We start from the raw sequence: 18465 nt of genomic DNA, 5'->3' as shown, positions 1-18465 counted from the left end.
GACCGGGCATATATCATTCATTTCATGATGCCAAATAATGCCCCAAGGTCCAATGCTGGCATTTGTAAGCTGTCGGATAACGGAAATTTTTCACCCGATTGGTTGACAATTATATGTACTTTTAATTGTTACCTTGAAAAGAATCACTATTTGAGATAATATTTTTAGTGGATAAAAAGGTGAAAATGGAGGCCTGTTATGAGTAATCGCTATGCAATAATATTGGCCGCTGGGCAAGGTACTAGGATGAAATCTAAGCTTTATAAGGTTTTGCACCCTGTTTGCGGGAAACCAATGGTACAACATGTTATCGATCAAGTCAATCAACTTCAAATAGAAGATATTGTAACAGTCATCGGCCATGGTGCTGAAAAGGTTCAAGATCAACTTGGTGATTCATGCAAGTATGCCTTACAAGAACAGCAATTAGGTACGGCACATGCTGTAATGCAAGCGGAAAGCGTTTTATCCGCAAAAAGTGGCACGACCCTTGTTATTTGCGGTGATACGCCTCTGATTAAAGCGGAAACAATGAAAGAGCTTATAGCCTTGCATGAGCAAAGTCAGGCTAAAGCAACAATCTTAACAGCATATGCAGATAATCCTGCTGGCTATGGAAGGGTCCTTCGCGGTGAAGGCGGACTTGTAGAAAAGATCGTCGAGCATAAGGATGCTTCGGAAGAAGAAAGATATGTTAAGGAAATAAATACCGGTACATATTGCTTCGACAACCAAGCATTATTCAGCGCGCTGAAAAAGGTTTCGAATGAAAATGTCCAGGGAGAATATTACTTACCGGATGTTATTGAAATCTTAAAAGAAGAAGGCGAAGTGGTGACGGCTTTCCAATCCAGTGAATTCGAGGAGACATTGGGTGTGAATGACCGTGTGGCTTTATCGCAGGCTGAGCAAATTTTACGGAAACGCATCAATGAAAAGCATATGAGGAACGGTGTAACGATCATCGACCCGCTTACAACTTTCATTGAAGCGGATGTGCAAATCGGACAGGATACAGTCATTAACCCTGGGTCATTCATTAAAGGAAAAAGTATTATCGGGCAGGACTGCTTGATTGGCCCGAATACGGAAATCAGTAATTGTGAAATTGGTGATGGAACGGAAGTCCTCCAATCGGTTGTGCACGAAAGCAGTATTGGAAGTTTTGTTAAAATCGGTCCATTCGCACATGTTAGACCTCAATCAGATATTAAGGATTCCGTTAAGATCGGTAATTTTGTCGAAATCAAAAAAACCGTTTTTGGCAAAGGAAGCAAGGCCTCACATTTGAGTTATATTGGTGATGCAGAGGTTGGGGAGAATGTTAATATAGGCTGTGGATCTATTACCGTGAATTACGACGGGAAAAATAAATATTTGACGAAGATTGAAGACAATGTCTTCATAGGCTGCAATTCTAATCTGGTTGCACCTGTGACAGTAGGAGAAGGGGCATATGTAGCTGCTGGTTCAACCATCACGGAAGATGTACCGCAGCAAGCCCTATCCGTTGCCCGGGCTCGTCAAGTTAACAAAGAAGATTATGTCAAGAATTTGAAATTTAATAAATAACCGACGGAGGTCATCATGTCAAATCAGTATTTAGATCCTAATTTAAAAGTATTCTCTTTAAATTCAAACTTCGATTTAGCTCAGGAAATTGCTGCAGCAATCGGTGTTGAACTTGGAAAATGTAGCGTAACAAGTTTCAGTGACGGTGAAGTTCAAATTAATATTGAAGAAAGTATTCGTGGCTGTGACGTATACGTAATCCAATCAACAAGCCAACCAGTCAATGAAAATTTAATGGAACTTTTAATTATGATCGATGCTCTTAAACGTGCTTCAGCTAAAACGATCAATATTGTAATGCCATATTACGGTTATGCCCGCCAAGATCGTAAAGCGCGTGCGCGTGAACCAATTACAGCTAAACTTGTCGCAAATCTTTTAGAAACGGCTGGTGCCCACCGTGTAATCACATTAGATCTTCACGCACCTCAAATTCAAGGTTTCTTCGATATTCTGATCGATCACCTTGTTGCTGTTCCGATTTTAGCTGATTTCTTCAAGGAAAAAGATTTAAGTGATATCGTCATCGTTTCCCCAGATCATGGCGGTGTAACACGTGCCCGTAAAATGGCCGATCGCCTAAAAGCGCCGATCGCCATTATCGATAAGCGCCGTCCAAGACCGAACGTGGCTGAAGTCATGAACATCATTGGTAATATTGAAGGGAAGACAGCAATACTGATTGATGACATCATCGATACTGCAGGAACGATTACACTAGCTGCCAATGCCCTTGTGGAGAATGGCGCTAAAGCGGTGTATGCTTGTTGTACACACCCAGTCCTTTCAGGTCCTGCCATCGAAAGGATTCAAAATTCAACGATCAAGGAATTGGTCGTGACTAACTCGATTGCCCTATCTGAAGATAAGAAAATCGATAAAATCACTGGACTTTCTGTAGCACCTTTGATTGCAGAGGCAATCATTCGCGTGCATGAGGAACAATCAGTCAGTACATTATTCGATTGATAACAAAATAAAAAGAAACACGGCGGGCCTTTCGGGCTCGCCGTGTTTTCGTTTAAAAGTTTCAGAAAATATTTAATTCTTAGTTGACAGATGAGAATAGTAATAATAAAATAACCATACAAAATACAATTCATCTTCATGGAATGAAAAACTGTACTATGCAAGTGCATACTGGTTAATGCCGATCGGACTACCGAAGGCTCCTTTTCACTTACCATTGAACATTAGGCATCATTTTGCCCTATTGTCCAATTGGTGAAGGAAAGGAGCCTTTTATTTTTATATAAAAAGTTTAAGAAGGGTGTGCAGAATATGAAGAAAAAACGAAAGATATGGCTGCTGTCCATCTTCAGCATCTTCATGCTGATAGTGAGTGCATGTGGGCAGGAAAAGAACAGCTCCACAAGTGCTGATGCAAAAGAATCGGATAAGACCATCCAAATCGGTTATCAAAAATTCGGGACATTAAATATTTTAAAATCAAAAGGGGATCTGGAAACACGTTTAAAAGAAGTGGGATATACCGTCGATTGGACTGAATTCCCTGCAGGACCTCAGCTGCTTGAAGCCTTGAATGTCGGCAGCATTGATTTTGGGCATACAGGGGAGGCACCGCCGATATTTGCACAAGCAGCCAAGGCACCACTTGTCTATATTGCAAATCAACCGGCAAACCCATCAGGAGAGGCTATAGTCGTACAAAAGGATTCACCCATTAAAAATGTGAAAGAGTTAAAGGGAAAAAAGGTTGGCTTGAATAAAGGTTCAAATGTTCATTACCTATTGGTCAAAGCGTTAGAGGAAGCAGGTCTTACTCTTGATGACATTCAGCCCGTCTACTTGCCACCGGCTGATGCGAGGGCTGCTTTTGAAGGAAACCAAATCGATGCCTGGGTAATATGGGATCCATTTTTATCAGCGGCGGAATTGGAGCTTGAAACGAAAACGATCCGAGATGGAGAAGGACTGGTTGCGAATCGGGAATTCTTCTTGGCAACTGATTCATTTGCCGGGAATGAAGAGGCGTTGAAGATCATCAAAGAAGAACTGATAAAAGTTGATAAATGGATTGAAGAAAACCCAAGCGATGTCGCTGAGTTTTTATCTCCGGAAATTGGAATGAGTGTGGAGGCATTGGAAAAAACATTAAATAGAAAAGAATACGGACTTGAGGAGATTTCCAGTACGGTTTTGGATGATCAACAAAATATTGCCGATACATTTTACAATCTTAAATTAATTCCAAGCAAAATTAATGTTCTAGATGCATCTGCAGATGTTAATAAAAATTAAGGGGGAAATAAAATGAAAGTATTTTGGTTTTTGCCATCACATGGGGAAAGTCGCTATTTAGGATCGACAAAGGGAGGGAGAGCGATTACACTTCCTTATTTAAAACAAATTGCGCAGGCGGTTGATCATTTGGGATTTGAAGGGGCTTTGCTTCCAACGGGACGATCCTGTGAGGATGCTTGGGTAGTTGGTTCTTCATTGATTTCCGCAACGGAAAGAATGAAATTTTTAGTTGCTATCCGTCCAGGTTTAATGTCGCCAACCTTGGCTGCGCGTATGGCTTCAAGCTTCGACAGGTTGTCGAATGGCCGTCTTTTGATCAATGTTGTAACTGGGGGAGACCCGGTCGAATTGGCAGGTGATGGCGTATTTCTGAATCATAAGGAACGGTATGGGCAAACAGATGAATTCCTTGATATCTGGAGAAAGGAAATGTCCGGGGATAAAGTGGACTTTGAAGGGAAGCACCTAAAGGTTGAGGGCGGGAATATCCTGTTGCCGCCTGTACAAAAACCGTATCCACCACTCTATTTCGGAGGTTCTTCCGACCCGGCCATCGATATATCAGGAAAGCATATAGATGTGTACTTGACTTGGGGTGAGCCCGTGGTGCAAGTGGCTGAGAAAATTGAAAAGGTGCGTAAAAAGGCAGCTGAATATGGACGTGAGGTCAGATTTGGCATACGAATGCATGTCATTGTAAGAGAAACGGAAGAAGAAGCTTGGCAGGCAGCGGACGACCTCATTAAATATGTGGATGATGAAATGATTGAAAATTCACAAAAGATTTTTGAACGATTTGATTCAGTGGGTCAGAAGAGGATGTCGCAACTTCATAAAGGAAGCAGGGATTCACTCGAAATCAGTCCAAACTTATGGGCGGGTGTTGGTCTAGTGCGCGGGGGCGCCGGTACGGCACTGGTAGGGAGTGCAGAAAATGTTGCTGCCAGAATGAAGGAATATGAAGAAATCGGAATAGAATCCTTTGTTTTATCTGGATACCCTCATCTTGAAGAAGCGTATAGAGTTGCGGAATTATTATTCCCCTTACTCCCTGTTGAAAGGCTGCAAGGACCCGTTTCAAAAGCTACGAGCCCATTCGGGGAAATATTGGCTAATGACCACTACCCTACAAAAGGAAGTGAAGTTGAAGATGAAGTTAAACAAAAAGTTCAATAGTTTGTACCTCATATCATGGATTGTGCCCATTCTTCTTTTGGTAACTTGGCAGCTGCTGTCCTTGTGGGGGATTTTATCGGATAGGATATTGCCTGCTCCGACTGAAGTGTTTCAAGCAGGTGTCGCTTTACTGGGGACGGGTGAACTTATCGATTATATCGGTATCAGTGCTCAGCGAGCCTTCATCGGCTTTTTAATAGGTGGAATCATTGGTTTTGTACTAGGTTTATTAAATGGATTATCATCCATTGCTGAAACCTTATTCGATACCTCGCTTCAGATGTTGCGTAATATTCCGCATTTAGCTTTAATACCGCTCGTGATTCTATGGTTTGGTATAGAAGAAGAAGCGAAAATCTTCCTTGTCGCTTTAGGGGTTCTATTTCCTATCTATTTAAATACATTTCATGGTGTGAAATCGGTGGATAAGGGATTAATCGAAGCGGCGAGGGTTTATGGGTTAAGTGGTTTTTCTTTATTCTGGAATGTGATTCTCCCTGCGGCCTTTCCATCAATTTTGGTGGGTATCCGCTTCTCCCTTGGAATCATGTGGGTCACATTAATTGTCGCAGAAACAATATCCGCTAATTCCGGAATTGGATATATGGCTATGAATGCCCGTGAATTCATGAGGATGGATATTGTTGTTCTTAGTATTCTCTTATATGCCTTATTAGGAAAAATATCGGACGTTGCGGCCAAATTAATTGAAAAAAGATGCTTAAAGTGGCATCCGTCATACCAATGAGGAGGTCATTAACATGAAAAATGGAAATTCGTTGGAGTTGCAGGGTGTAAGAAAGGATTTTGGGGAGTTTGAAGTATTAAAGGGGCTGGACCTGACATTTAAAAAGGGAGAATTCATAGCCATTGTCGGTAAGAGTGGATGTGGAAAGAGCACCTTGCTTCGTCTTGTGGCAGGACTGGAAAGGCCGACGGGCGGGCAGATACTGGTGAATGGAAAGCCATTGAATGGGCTAAATAAATCATCACGTACGATGTTTCAGGATGGCAGGCTTTTTCCTTGGAAAAAAATCCTTCAAAATATTGGCGTAGGCTTGAAAGGGGATTGGAAGTCAAACGCTATGGAATTACTGGAGCAAGTGGGCCTTGCAGATCGAGCAAATGATTGGCCGTCCGTTTTATCTGGGGGGCAAAAACAAAGGGTTGCATTAGCGAGGGCATTGGTGAACCAACCTGACATTCTCCTCTTGGATGAGCCGCTAGGGGCATTGGATGCTTTAACGAGGATTGGCATGCAAAGGCTGATTGAAGAACTATGGAGGAAAAGGGACTTTACTGCCTTACTCGTTACACATGATGTTGAAGAAGCCGTAATGCTTGCCGACCGTGTCATATTAATCGAAGAAGGCAAAGTCGTCATGAATAAGGAAATCAATCTGCCGAGACCAAGGAAAAAGGATAGTATTCAATACTCATCACTAGCAGCCCAAATCCTTGACCGAGTGATGCAAGTTGAGGGACAAATGGAAAAAAAAGCGATTCACGCTTGAATTAGAGAAAAAAAATGAAAAAAGATTTTGCAGGGAATTCCTAAGTTTACCATATGTTTATCGCCTTCTTGCTCCCATCGGATTTTACCTTTCATGTTTAATGATTCACCATTTAGGGAAATGTTAAATATAGAGAAACTTGTAATTCATATTAGGAAGGCGGAGGATGTATGAGTAATATATTAGCTGCAAAGGAACGTACGGATTCAAAACACTCTAATTTGAGGAATTTGAGGGAAAGCGGCGAAATCCCAGCGATAGTATATGGCAATAAAAATGACAGTACGGCCATTTCCGTCAATAATATCGAGCTTCAAAAGACAATCAAGGAAATAGGCCGTAATGGGATCATTTCTTTGGACTTGGAAGGTAAGAGTTATAAAGTCATGCTCTCTGACTATCAAAAGGATCCACTAAAAAACTCCATTTATCATGCAGACTTTTTAATTGTGGATATGTCCGCTCAATTACAGGCACAAGTTCGCATCAACCTTGTCGGTGTGTGTAAAGGCGTGAAAGACGGTGGGGTCCTCCAGCAGTCTCTTCATGAAGTGACGGTCACGGCTAAACCTAATGACATTCCTGACTCCATCGATGTTGACGTTACCGAACTTCAGGTAGGGGATACAATCTACATATCGGATATCCAAACGAATAAGCAAGTTACAATCGGCCACGATGGTGAAGAAGTTGTTGCATCTGTTTTGGCTCCTCGCCAGGAAGAGGAAATAAGTACAGGTGAACAGCAGGATGGCGGTATCCCTGAAAATGAAGAAGGCAGGGAAACCAAGGCATCACCAGAGTCATGATGCCGGGATTAAACAAGTGAATCGTGATATAATAGGCGTAGCTCTTAACGAGTTACGTCTTTTCAATCTCTGGATGCATTCATTTAAATCGGACAGATTTTTTTTCATAATGGAATCCTTTAATTTGGATTTTACCTAATTAGTTCTCCGGTCGCTTGCAGTCCAGCTTGAAATTAGGGTACTATTTTTCTAAGGTCAATGGATCTTGGAAAAACTTCGTCCCATTGTAACTCCCTAAATAACCGTAATGACGGAGTGTGAATCATGAAAATTATTGTAGGGTTAGGGAACCCCGGTAAACAATATGAAAAAACCCGGCATAACGTCGGATTTGAAGTAATAGATGAGTTATCCAGGAGATGGTCGATCCCTCTTGATCAAGCAAAACATAAGGGGATATATGGTTCAGGAATGGTAAAGGGAGAAAAAGTTTTATTGCTTAAACCTTTAACCTATATGAATTTGTCAGGAGAATCCATTTCGGCTGTCATGCATTTCTTTAAGGTGGATATCGCGGATGTGGTCATAATATATGATGACCTTGATTTGCCTCCAGGAAAGCTTCGCCTTCGTCAAAAAGGAAGTGCAGGCGGTCATAACGGGATAAAATCTTCAATTGCCCATTTGGGTACACAGGAATTCAATCGAATCAGAATAGGCATTGGCCGCCCGATTGGCCGCATTCCGGTATCTGACTATGTATTAGGGCGTTTTTCGCCTGAAGAATGGGATCATGTCGGAGCAACGATCGAAAAAAGCGCAGCATCATGTGAAGCCTGGTTGGAAAAACCATTTATACAGGTCATGAACGAATATAACCAATAAGCAGAGAGTAGATATAAGTAAAGAATAATATCTTCCTGTTTCGCTGAATAAAAACCCTCTACTTTTGTACATACTAACACTATTACAAAAATAGGGGGTTACCAAATGGCTCTCCATTATCGATGCCGACATTGCGGAACTAAGCTGGGCTCAATCGAGGCACACTCACTGAGTACGGAGCAGTTAGGTTTTAATCAACTTACCGATGAAGAGCGACAAGAGATGATCGTTTATGATTCTGAAGGGGATATGCATGTAAGGGCGATATGTGAAGATTGCCATGAAACGCTGCAAAGAAACCCTGATTTATATGAAAACGATTATATTATTCATTAGCGGGAGAGGGCTTTGGACAAAATCCAAAGCATTTTTCCGTTTGTCTGGAATACCAGGGCAATAAAAGTTGCCGTTAATAAAGAGGATCTTGGTGATGGCCAAGTTCAAATACAGCAAATGGTTTTTCGCACGTTAAAGAGAGGGGGGAAAGAAAATGAATGGATTGCAGAACTTGTTCTCCAAACAAGATGATGTTCATTCGTTAATAGCCGGCATCGATGAAGGGCTTAAGGAGCAAATCGTCTCTGGTCTCACAGGTTCCTCGAGATCGCTATTGCTGGCTTCCGTATATGAAAAGACGAATAGGCCTATTTTATTGGTTACCCATAATTTATTGCAAGCACAAAAATTCCATGAGGACTTATCAAGTTTCATTCCTGAGGAAGAATTATATATATATCCAGCCAATGAATTGATTGCGGCTGATTTGAGTGTTGCAAGCCCGGAATTAAGGGCCCAACGTGTTGAGGCATTGAATTTTTGGGCAGAGGGAAAGAAAGGGATTGTCATTGCCCCGATTCCTGGGGTGCGTCGTGTGCTTCCTCCAAAGGATATTTGGAAGAGGCATCAGCTTATCTTTAATCTAGGGGAAGACATCGAGCTTGAACCAACGCTTAATAAATTCATTGCCATGGGTTATAACCGGTCTGAAATGGTTGCTTCTCCAGGTGAATTCAGTATCAGGGGCGGTATCATCGATATTTACCCGATTACCGAACCTAATCCAATACGAATTGAATTATTCGATACCGAAATAGATTCAATAAGGACTTTTTCAAGTGAAGATCAGCGATCCATCGAAAAACTCAAGAAAGTGACGATCGGTCCCGTCAGTGAGGCTTTGCTAGAGACGGAGCATATCGAAAGAATCATAACTAGGCTCGAGAGCGGATTAAGTAAAAGCTTGAAGAAACTTAAGGACGAGAAAACCAAGGAACAGCTGGTCCAAACGATCAGTTATGAACTTGAACAGCTGAAAATGGGGGATATACCCGACAAAATCTTTAAATACTTAAGTTTAGCGTATGAAGATCCAGCTAGTTTAATAGATTATTTACCGGTAAATGGTTTGGTTTTCTTAGATGAAATCAGTAGAATCCAGGAAATCAATGATTCTTTGGAAAAGGAAGAGGCTGGTTGGTACACGGACCTTTTAAGTCAGGGACAAATTATCCATGACATTAAATTGGCTCATCCCATGCAGGAATTAATAATGAAATCCAGCAGGCCGTTTGTATACCTTTCATTGTTTTTACGGCATGTACCGCATACGAATCCTCAGAATATCCTGAATTTTGCCAGTAAACAAATGCAAAATTTCCATGGACAGATGAATGTGTTCAAAGCTGAACTGGAACGTTGGAAAAAAGGGAAATATACAGTCGTCATACTTGGACAGGATGAAGAACGGGTAAAAAAGCTGCATTCGGTTTTAGCCGACTATGATATAGAGGCAGCAGAACTGTTTAATGCTGACAGCATCCTTCCAGGTAAAGTACAGATTTTACGCGGCAGCCTGAACAGCGGCTTTGAATTGCCTATGCAAAAATTCAGTATCATCACGGAAACGGAATTGTTTAATAAGAAGTCAAAGAAATCGGTACGGAGACAGAAACTATCGAATGCAGAACGAATCAAGAGTTATTCCGAACTGAAGATCGGTGACTATGTCGTTCATGTTAACCACGGTATCGGTAAATACTTGGGTATTGAAACCCTTACAATAAATGGGGTCCATAAAGATTACCTGAATATTCGTTATCAAGCGGATGACAAATTGTATGTTCCTGTCGACCAAATTGATCTTGTCCAAAAATATGTCGGTTCTGAAGGAAAAGAGCCGAAGCTTTATAAGCTAGGCGGTACGGAATGGAAACGTGTCAAAAGCAAGGTTCAATCATCCGTTGAGAACATTGCCGATGATTTAATCAAGTTATACGCAGAAAGAGAAGCGGCAAAGGGCTATGCCTTTTCACCTGATGGTGATATGCAGAGGGAATTCGAAACATCATTCGCTTATAACGAAACGGAAGATCAATTACGTTCCATAGTCGAAATCAAAAAGGATATGGAACGGGAACGGCCGATGGATCGTTTATTATGCGGCGATGTTGGTTATGGGAAGACAGAGGTGGCGATCCGGGCCGCTTTTAAAGCCATAATGGATGGAAAGCAGGTTGCGTTTCTAGTTCCGACCACAATCCTTGCCCAGCAGCATTATGAAACATTAAGGGAGCGTTTTCAGGATTATCCGATTTCGATTGGCCATATGAGCCGCTTCCGGACTAAAAAGCAGCAAACGGAGACGATAAAAGGATTGAAGGCCGGCACGGTGGATATTGTGGTTGGCACGCATAGGATTTTATCCAAAGATATCGTGTACCGCGATTTGGGATTGCTTATCATTGATGAAGAACAGCGCTTTGGCGTTACACATAAGGAAAAGATCAAACGGTTAAAAACTAATGTGGATGTACTGACTTTGACTGCCACACCGATTCCGAGGACCCTTCATATGTCGATGTTGGGCGTGAGGGATCTGTCCGTCATCGAAACTCCGCCTGAGAACCGGTTTCCGATCCAAACTTATGTCATGGAGTATAATGGCTCATTGGTAACGGAAGCGATAGAACGGGAATTGGCCAGGGGCGGTCAGGTTTATTTCCTTTACAATCGGGTAGAGGATATAGCAAGAAAAGCAGAAGAAATTTCCATGCTTGTGCCCGATGCCCGTGTTACCTATGCTCATGGGCAAATGACAGAGCAAGAACTGGAAGCCGTCATGTTCGGCTTTTTGGAAGGCGAATATGATGTTTTGGTAAGTACAACCATTATAGAAACGGGTGTTGATATCCCGAATGTAAATACGCTTATCGTGAATGAAGCGGATAGAATGGGACTTTCACAGCTCTATCAGCTGCGTGGCCGTGTAGGTCGATCCAATCGGGTGGCATATGCATTCTTCACTTATAGGAAAGATAAAGTGTTGACGGAAGTGGCAGAAAAGCGTCTTCAATCCATTAAGGAATTTACAGAATTGGGTTCAGGGTTCAAAATCGCGATGCGTGATTTATCCATCAGGGGAGCTGGAAACATTCTAGGGGCTCAACAACATGGCTTCATCGATTCGGTTGGTTTTGATCTGTATTCACAAATGCTGAAAGAAGCGGTGGATGCGAAACGTAATGACCAACCAGCTGAAGAGAAGAACACACTGGAAATTGACGTTGAAGTGGATGCTTATATCCCTGATGCCTACATAATGGATGGACATCAGAAAATAGAAATGTATAAAAGGTTCAGAGGTATCGCTTCACTTGAAGAAGTGGAAGAATTACAGGATGAAATGATCGATCGTTTCGGAGAGTATCCAGAAGAGGTTTCCTATTTATTCATGATTGCCGAAATGAAGGTATATGCTGAAAAGGCCGGAATTGAAAGCATTAAACAATTAAAGCAGGAAATCAGCATTCTCCTTAGGGAAAAGGTCAGCAGCGATGTGGATGGACAAAAAGTGTTCGAGCTGGGATCGAAGTATGGCCGTATGGTGGGCTTCGGCATGGACGGCAATCGAATGAAGCTGGTCCTGCACATAAAAGGCGTGGAACAAAGCAAATGGCTCAATATCTTATTTGAGATGGCCAAGGGGTTACAGTATGTAAAAAAAGAGACGCAAGCCACTAAAAACTAGAATTGATGATTGTCCTCTTGAAGAAATTTTTTTAGGTACCATGGTAAAAAAATGCAACAAAAAGAAAAATTTTTTCAAAGTGCATAGAACTTACCATTAGAAAAATACTAAGTACAATAGCTGGTGATGATTTTGTTACAAAATGAGGATTTATCAAATCAATTAGATGAAAGTGAGGCAACATTAGATGAAAGCAACTGGTATCGTTCGCCGAATTGATGATTTAGGAAGAGTCGTCATCCCGAAAGAAATCCGCAGGACCCTCCGTATTCGTGAAGGAGATCCACTGGAAATATTTGTGGATAGAGATGGAGAAGTCATCCTAAAGAAATACTCACCTATCAGTGAATTAGGCGATTTTGCAAGGGAATATGCAGAAGCACTATATGATAGCCTTGGAAACCCAGTTATGATTTGTGACAGGGATACTTACATTGCAGTGGCAGGCGGCTCCAAAAAAGAATACTTAAATAAAAGCGTTAGTGAACTAGTGGAAAAAATCATGGAAGAAAGAAATCCTGTCCTGGAGTCTCCAAATGGACAAATTTCATTCGTTGATTCCAATGATGAAGAGGTCCAATCTTATACTGCAGCTCCGATCATTGCGAGTGGCGACCCGATTGGTGCCGTCTTGATTTTCTCTAAAGACAGCACCATTGGTGAAGTGGAACAGAAATCGGTTGAAACAGCAGCAAGCTTCCTAGCTAGACAAATGGAACAGTAACCTTGGACATGCATTTATATCTTAAAAGATGGAAAGGGCAGCATTCGCGCTGTCCTTTTTGCACTTTCTAAAAAAGAAACGGATATGGAAAATAATTAACAGTATGGATGGGATTGAAAAATAACCATTAGAATTATGCTATAATAACTACCACATATGAGTGAAAAGGGGAAAAAGAATGGCTGAAAAGCCTAATAAAACATCAAATGAACTTTTTCGAGGTGCGCTGATTTTGAGCGCTGCAGCGATTATCGTAAAAGTTTTGAGCGCGGCCTATCGCATACCATATCAGAACATTGCGGGTGACATCGGGTTTTATATCTATCAACAGGTTTATCCCTTCTACGGTGTTGCTTTTACATTATCGACAATCGGCTTTCCGGTAGTCATATCCAAACTTATTGCAGAACGGGAGTCTTCCAAAAATAACTTTGCGGTCAAGGATATATTGGTGACATCATTCGTCGTCTTAAGTTCGATAAGTGTCATGATGTTTGCTGCACTATTCCTTGGCGCCGATTGGATTGCAGGATGGATGAAGGATCCGCATTTAGCCGGTCTGCTGAGAATCGTTGCCTATTCCTATTTATTAATGCCCATTTCTTCTCTATTAAGAGGCTATTTTCAAGGAATAAACGACATGTTACCGACGGCAAGTTCACAGGTCGCTGAACAATGCATCCGGGTATTGACGATACTGGTCCTTTCCACAATATTCGTGCATCAGGGCTACTCTGATTATGTTGTCGGCAAGGGGGCGGTCCTCGGTTCGATAACAGGCGGCATTACTGGCCTGGTACTGCTTATTGCTTTCGTTATTTTAAGAGAAGAATGGAAGCTTTTTTTACGAATTAGAATCAAACCGGTGAATTTCATCAAAATTTCCAAAGCCTTGGTTTTCCAAGGGTTGGCCTTTTGCATTACTGGTTTGATCCTTATCTTGTTTCAGTTTGTCGATTCACTGCACCTGTACTCCCTGCTAAGGGAAACGGGGATGGGGGAAAGGGAAGCCAAAGAATGGAAAGGGGTATATGATCGAGGACAGCCTTTGCTTCAGCTTGGTACAGTCGTGGCTAATTCTTTTGCATTGGCGCTGGTACCTGTCATATCCGGATTCGTTCAGAGTAAAAGTCAATTTGAATTATTGAATAAGATCAAATTGGCGCTTCGTGTAAGTGCGACGATCGGGGTCGCTGCTGCGATCGGGCTGGTGGTGACGATGAAGCCTGTCAATCATATGCTGTTCACTGATGTTAAAGGGACGATTACTTTAGCAATTTTCTCTTTATCGATTTTATTCACATCCCTCATAATGGCGGAAGCGGCAGTGATTCAAAGTTTAGGCCATTCTTTCGTGCCGGTGATCATCACGATTGTGGGGGTGGGCAGCAAGTGGGCTTTGAACCTTGTCCTGGTACCGCATTACAAAATCGCGGGGGCAGCCTCGGCAACAGTACTTGCGTATATGATCATGACGGTATTATTTTATGTGGTATTGAGAGTACATATCAAAAAGACATTAATTGAAAAGCGACATGTGCTAATAATCTTGAAGAGTACGGTGTACATGGGTACGGCGGTTGTTTTATTCAATTGTTTATTCGAATGGATGACCTCAGGCGAGAGCCGGTTGTTAGCTACGGTCCAAGCTTTGACCGGTGTAGGGATCGGTGCAGCCGTGTTTGTGATGACCGCCATTCGTGCAGGCTTATTTGGTGAAGAAGAACTTTCACTTATACCTGCAGGTTCAAAGCTTAAACGATTAATAATAACGAATAGGAGTATACGAAATCATGAATGAGATTACGATAATAGGCCTTGGTGCTGGGGATTTAGAGCAGCTTCCACTAGGGATTTATAAAAAATTGATTCAAACGGGACAATGCTATGTCAGAACGGCTGATCATCCGGTAATCGGGGATTTGAAAAGGGAAGGAATAAATTTCACGGCGTTTGACGGGATATATGAAAAGCACGACCAATTTGAAGACGTATATGAAGAAATTGCCGAAACATTATTAGACGAGGCCTCGAACCGTTCCGTTTTATACGCAGTTCCGGGGCATCCGATGGTTGCGGAAAAAACGGTACAGCTTTTGCTTGAAAAGGGTCCGGCTCTTGGAATAGCCATTAAGCTCGAAGGCGGGCAAAGTTTCCTTGACCCATTGTTTCAGGCTGTTAGGATCGATCCAATTGAAGGGTTTCAGCTTTTGGATGGAACAGATCTTTCACCGGATGATTTACACATTACCCAGCATATGATAATCGGACAGGTGTATGACGCATTCAGTGCATCCGATGTGAAGCTGACTTTGATGGAAAAGCTACCGGATGACTACGAGGTATATATCGTAACTGCGGCAGGCAGCAGTCAGGAAAAAGTGACAAAATGCGCCCTCTTCGAACTCGACCGTCAGATGGAGTTAAGTAACTTGACGAGTGTTTATGTTCCGCCCGTTAAAGATGAAGCTTTACGGTATAGGGAGTTTACTAAGCTGCGGCAGGTCATCGCAGAACTTAGAGGTCCTGACGGATGTCCGTGGGATAAGAAACAAACTCATGAAAGCTTGAAGAAATATCTAATAGAAGAAGCATATGAGCTGATTGATTCCATCGATGAAGGTGACGATGAGGGTATGGTTGGTGAACTTGGGGATGTCCTGCTTCAGGTGATGCTTCATTCACAAATCGGTGAAGATGAGGGCATGTTCACGATAGATGATGTGATTGAAGGCATTACGGCAAAAATGATTCGGCGCCACCCTCATGTATTCGGAGATGTTGAAGTGAACGGTGAGGAAGATGTATTGGTGAACTGGCAAAAAATCAAAGAAGGTGAAAAGGGGGGCGAATCAAAAGCTCTGAAATCCATACTGGATGGTATTGAGAAATCGCTGCCAAACTTACTTCGGGCCGAAGAGTATCAAAAAAGGGCTGCGAAGGTTGGATTTGATTGGGATGAGGTTTCCGAAGCCTGGAAGAAGGTCAGGGAAGAAGTGCAGGAATTGGAAGAGGAAATATTAAGTCCGAACAGGGATGCCGAAAGAATAAAATCAGAGCTGGGCGACCTCTTTTTTGCGCTTGTCAACATTTCACGTTATTATGACATACAAGCGGAAGAAGCCGTCTACAAAGCAAACCAGAAATTCCACCAGCGTTTTACATATATAGAAGAGTGCATTCAAAGGGCAGACAAAAAATTTGAGGATTATACATTGGAAGAATTGGATTCATATTGGGATGAAGCAAAAGCAAAAGGACTTTAATTAAGGGAGAGATTTGAATGTCGATGAGATTGGATAAATTCCTAAAGGTTTCAAGATTGATCAAGCGCCGCACACTTGCTAAAGAAGTTGCGGATAAAGGGAGAATCACGATTAACGGACAACAGGCCAAAGCAAGTTCGAATGTAAAAGATGGCGATGAGCTGACAGTAAGATTCGGTCAAAAGCTTGTTACGGTACGTGTCGATAAAATTCAAGAAACGACGAAAAAAGAAGCGGCTGCAGATATGTATACCATCGTAAAGGAAGAAAAGCTAGCGGAGGAGTAAGGACAGGCTTGGTTCTAATTCCACTCTTACGGACATACACTTGTACAAAATCAGTGGTACTGTGAGGGATGATAAAATGAGCCAATATATTGATCCGAATGCTGGTTACACAAAGGGAACGACCCAAGAGCATGATGTAACGATGAAAGGCCGCCGTTTACTTGATATTACTGGTGTCAAACAAGTCGAAAGCTTTGATAATGAAGAGTTTCTGCTCGAAACGTCAATGGGATTCTTATCTATCCGGGGCCAAAACTTGCAAATGAAGAATTTGGATGTTGATAAAGGCATCGTTTCCATTAAGGGAAAGATTTTCGACCTTGTTTATTTAGATGAGCAATCAGGGGAGAAAGCTAAAGGATTCTTTGGCAAGTTGTTCAAATGACCTTAACGATCCAATTTTATACGTTGCTTGCGATGATAGGCATGGGCAGTGGCTTTGGAGCTGCCCTGGATACGTATAGCCGGTTCCTGAATCGTTCAGAAAGGAAAAGGTGGATTGTATTCATCCATGACTTCCTTTTCTGGATCATTCAGGGTCTCCTTATTTTTTATGTTTTGTTTTTAGTGAATGAGGGAGAGTTTCGCTTCTATTTATTTTTGGCCTTATTATGCGGTTTTTCAGCTTATCAAGCACTTTTCAAAGGATTCTATCAACGTTTTTTGGAGTTTTTGATAATACTTGTGATAAAGTTGGCGAGATTTATAGCGAATTCGGTTCACATGCTGATATTTCTACCGATAAAATGGGTAATAGTATCCATATTGGCCATCATCATCGGGATAGGTAAGTTCGTTTTGGCCTTATTAAAATGGGCGGGGAAAATACTTCTCTTTATTTTGAATATATTCTGGAGACCATTAAAATGGATTCTGACTTATATATGGAATTTATTGCCGGTTTTTGTTACGAAAAACGTCGGGAAGTTTTATAATAAAGGAAAAGGTATTTTATTGAAAATAAAGAATTCTATATTTAGAACGCTAAATGGATGGAGAAATAAAAAGAAATGAGGAGCGATAAAAAATGAGTAGCCTGCGTAAAAGGAAAGTGGCAAAAATAGAAAATCCCTACGTCGCTCAACAAGAGAAAAAAGTACAAACCGTAGAAAAAAAGAAGCGTGGTCTAATGCGTAGATTAACCCTTTACTCAGTTTTCGCCGCTGTCTTTTTGATTTTTGCCGTTTCCACCCTCATAACGCAAAATGTTGCACTGGATGAGAAAGTTCAGCAAAAGCAAGAATTGAAGGGAAAGTTAGCTGAATTGAAAAAAGACGAGACCCTTCTTAAAGAAGAAATCGTAAAGCTTAATGATGACGACTATATAGCAAAAATAGCAAGACGGGATTATTTCTTGTCTGAAAAAGGTGAAATCATTTTTACCCTTCCAAAAGGGAAGGAAGATAGTGACTAATATTGACACTGTTTTTTTACTTTCGTTATAATATAGGGTGAAGAGATTTTTTTAACATTTCTAAGGAGGAACATTTTTTTTATGTCAATCGAAGTAGGCAGCAAGTTACAAGGTAAAGTAACAGGCATAACTAATTTTGGTGCATTTGTAGAGCTACCTCAAGGTTCAACCGGTCTTGTCCATATCAGTGAAGTGGCTGATAACTATGTCAAGGATATCAATGATCATTTAAAAGTGGGCGATACAGTTGAGGTGAAAGTCATCAACGTTAAAGATGGCAAGATTGGCTTGTCCATAAAAAAAGCGATAGACCGTCCTGAAGTTGAACAAAAACCTGCATACACACCACGTCCGCGCCAAGGTAGAGGGAATGACAGCCGTTCCAAAGACTTCCGCTCGAAAGGAAATGGTTTCCAACCGAAAGAAAACTTTGAGCAAAAAATGGCTAAATTCTTAAAAGATAGCGAAGACCGCTTAACGACCCTAAAACGTAGCACCGAAACGAAACGGGGAGGTCGAGGAGGAAGACGCGGATAAAACTGCTGCTGAAAAATAATAGTTTAGCAACTTTTCCTGTGAAATTATT

Annotated in this window: 19 protein-coding genes; all 19 read left to right on the top strand. The window is 41.6% G+C overall.

Going from position 1 to position 18465, the window contains the following annotated elements:
* The first annotated feature begins 198 nt into the window (after window positions 1-198).
* Window positions 199-1572: a bifunctional UDP-N-acetylglucosamine diphosphorylase/glucosamine-1-phosphate N-acetyltransferase GlmU gene (gene glmU / locus AC3WLU_RS23945; RefSeq protein ID WP_057276494.1), complete on the top strand. Its 1374-nt coding sequence runs from the start codon at window positions 199-201 to the stop codon at window positions 1570-1572.
* A gap of 15 nt (window positions 1573-1587) precedes the next feature.
* The gene (locus AC3WLU_RS23940; protein WP_057276495.1) at window positions 1588-2541 is read left to right on the top strand and encodes a ribose-phosphate diphosphokinase; all 954 of its coding nucleotides are present in this window, start codon (window positions 1588-1590) and stop codon (window positions 2539-2541) included.
* A gap of 312 nt (window positions 2542-2853) precedes the next feature.
* Window positions 2854-3834 carry a sulfonate ABC transporter substrate-binding protein gene (locus AC3WLU_RS23935; protein WP_411739332.1) on the top strand — a complete coding sequence of 327 codons (981 nt, stop codon included), beginning with the start codon at window positions 2854-2856 and terminating at the stop codon, window positions 3832-3834.
* A gap of 12 nt (window positions 3835-3846) precedes the next feature.
* On the top strand, window positions 3847-5013 hold the full coding sequence (ssuD, locus tag AC3WLU_RS23930) for an FMNH2-dependent alkanesulfonate monooxygenase (protein ID WP_413004054.1): 1167 nt from the start codon (window positions 3847-3849) through the stop codon (window positions 5011-5013).
* Window positions 4988-5761, top strand: a complete 774-nt coding sequence (gene ssuC, locus AC3WLU_RS23925; protein WP_082854482.1) for an aliphatic sulfonate ABC transporter permease SsuC — start codon at window positions 4988-4990, stop codon at window positions 5759-5761. Before ssuD ends, ssuC begins: the two co-directional genes overlap by 26 nt.
* Before the next feature lie 13 nt (window positions 5762-5774).
* Complete coding sequence (locus AC3WLU_RS23920) at window positions 5775-6527, top strand: ATP-binding cassette domain-containing protein (protein WP_413004057.1); 753 nt, start codon at window positions 5775-5777, stop codon at window positions 6525-6527.
* A gap of 170 nt (window positions 6528-6697) precedes the next feature.
* Window positions 6698-7336 carry a 50S ribosomal protein L25/general stress protein Ctc gene (locus AC3WLU_RS23915; RefSeq protein WP_034316323.1) on the top strand — a complete coding sequence of 213 codons (639 nt, stop codon included), beginning with the start codon at window positions 6698-6700 and terminating at the stop codon, window positions 7334-7336.
* 264 nt (window positions 7337-7600) lie between these two features.
* A complete protein-coding gene (gene pth, locus AC3WLU_RS23910; RefSeq protein WP_034316321.1) occupies window positions 7601-8161 on the top strand; it encodes an aminoacyl-tRNA hydrolase in 561 nt (186 codons plus the stop codon).
* A gap of 105 nt (window positions 8162-8266) precedes the next feature.
* Entirely contained in the window at window positions 8267-8497 is a 231-nt protein-coding gene (gene fin, locus AC3WLU_RS23905; RefSeq protein WP_063574553.1) for an anti-sigma-F factor Fin, read from the top strand.
* Window positions 8498-8509: 12 nt separating this feature from the next.
* Window positions 8510-8689 (top strand): hypothetical protein, encoded by a 180-nt coding sequence (locus AC3WLU_RS23900; RefSeq protein WP_063574552.1) that lies wholly within the window; start codon window positions 8510-8512, stop codon window positions 8687-8689.
* The gene (gene mfd, locus AC3WLU_RS23895; protein WP_145507069.1) at window positions 8652-12188 is read left to right on the top strand and encodes a transcription-repair coupling factor; all 3537 of its coding nucleotides are present in this window, start codon (window positions 8652-8654) and stop codon (window positions 12186-12188) included. Before AC3WLU_RS23900 ends, mfd begins: the two co-directional genes overlap by 38 nt.
* A gap of 187 nt (window positions 12189-12375) precedes the next feature.
* Window positions 12376-12912: a stage V sporulation protein T gene (gene spoVT, locus AC3WLU_RS23890; RefSeq protein WP_063235918.1), complete on the top strand. Its 537-nt coding sequence runs from the start codon at window positions 12376-12378 to the stop codon at window positions 12910-12912.
* Window positions 12913-13090: 178 nt separating this feature from the next.
* Window positions 13091-14713, top strand: coding sequence for a putative polysaccharide biosynthesis protein (locus AC3WLU_RS23885; RefSeq protein WP_106028248.1), 1623 nt, complete (start codon window positions 13091-13093; stop codon window positions 14711-14713).
* Window positions 14706-16178, top strand: coding sequence for a bifunctional methyltransferase/pyrophosphohydrolase YabN (yabN, locus tag AC3WLU_RS23880; protein WP_492598044.1), 1473 nt, complete (start codon window positions 14706-14708; stop codon window positions 16176-16178). Before AC3WLU_RS23885 ends, yabN begins: the two co-directional genes overlap by 8 nt.
* 23 nt (window positions 16179-16201) lie before the next feature.
* Window positions 16202-16465 carry an RNA-binding S4 domain-containing protein gene (locus AC3WLU_RS23875; protein WP_034316386.1) on the top strand — a complete coding sequence of 88 codons (264 nt, stop codon included), beginning with the start codon at window positions 16202-16204 and terminating at the stop codon, window positions 16463-16465.
* A gap of 76 nt (window positions 16466-16541) precedes the next feature.
* The gene (yabP, locus tag AC3WLU_RS23870) at window positions 16542-16850 is read left to right on the top strand and encodes a sporulation protein YabP (RefSeq protein WP_034316308.1); all 309 of its coding nucleotides are present in this window, start codon (window positions 16542-16544) and stop codon (window positions 16848-16850) included.
* A complete protein-coding gene (yabQ, locus tag AC3WLU_RS23865; protein WP_063574547.1) occupies window positions 16847-17479 on the top strand; it encodes a spore cortex biosynthesis protein YabQ in 633 nt (210 codons plus the stop codon). Before yabP ends, yabQ begins: the two co-directional genes overlap by 4 nt.
* A gap of 13 nt (window positions 17480-17492) precedes the next feature.
* Window positions 17493-17879, top strand: a complete 387-nt coding sequence (locus AC3WLU_RS23860) for an FtsB family cell division protein (RefSeq protein WP_034316305.1) — start codon at window positions 17493-17495, stop codon at window positions 17877-17879.
* A gap of 81 nt (window positions 17880-17960) precedes the next feature.
* Window positions 17961-18416 carry a S1 domain-containing RNA-binding protein gene (locus AC3WLU_RS23855; protein ID WP_034316303.1) on the top strand — a complete coding sequence of 152 codons (456 nt, stop codon included), beginning with the start codon at window positions 17961-17963 and terminating at the stop codon, window positions 18414-18416.
* The last annotated feature ends 49 nt before the right edge of the window (window positions 18417-18465 follow it).

Source organism: Peribacillus sp. FW305-BF15 (assembly GCF_058783805.1).
This window is presented reverse-complemented; position numbering and strand designations above follow the sequence as displayed.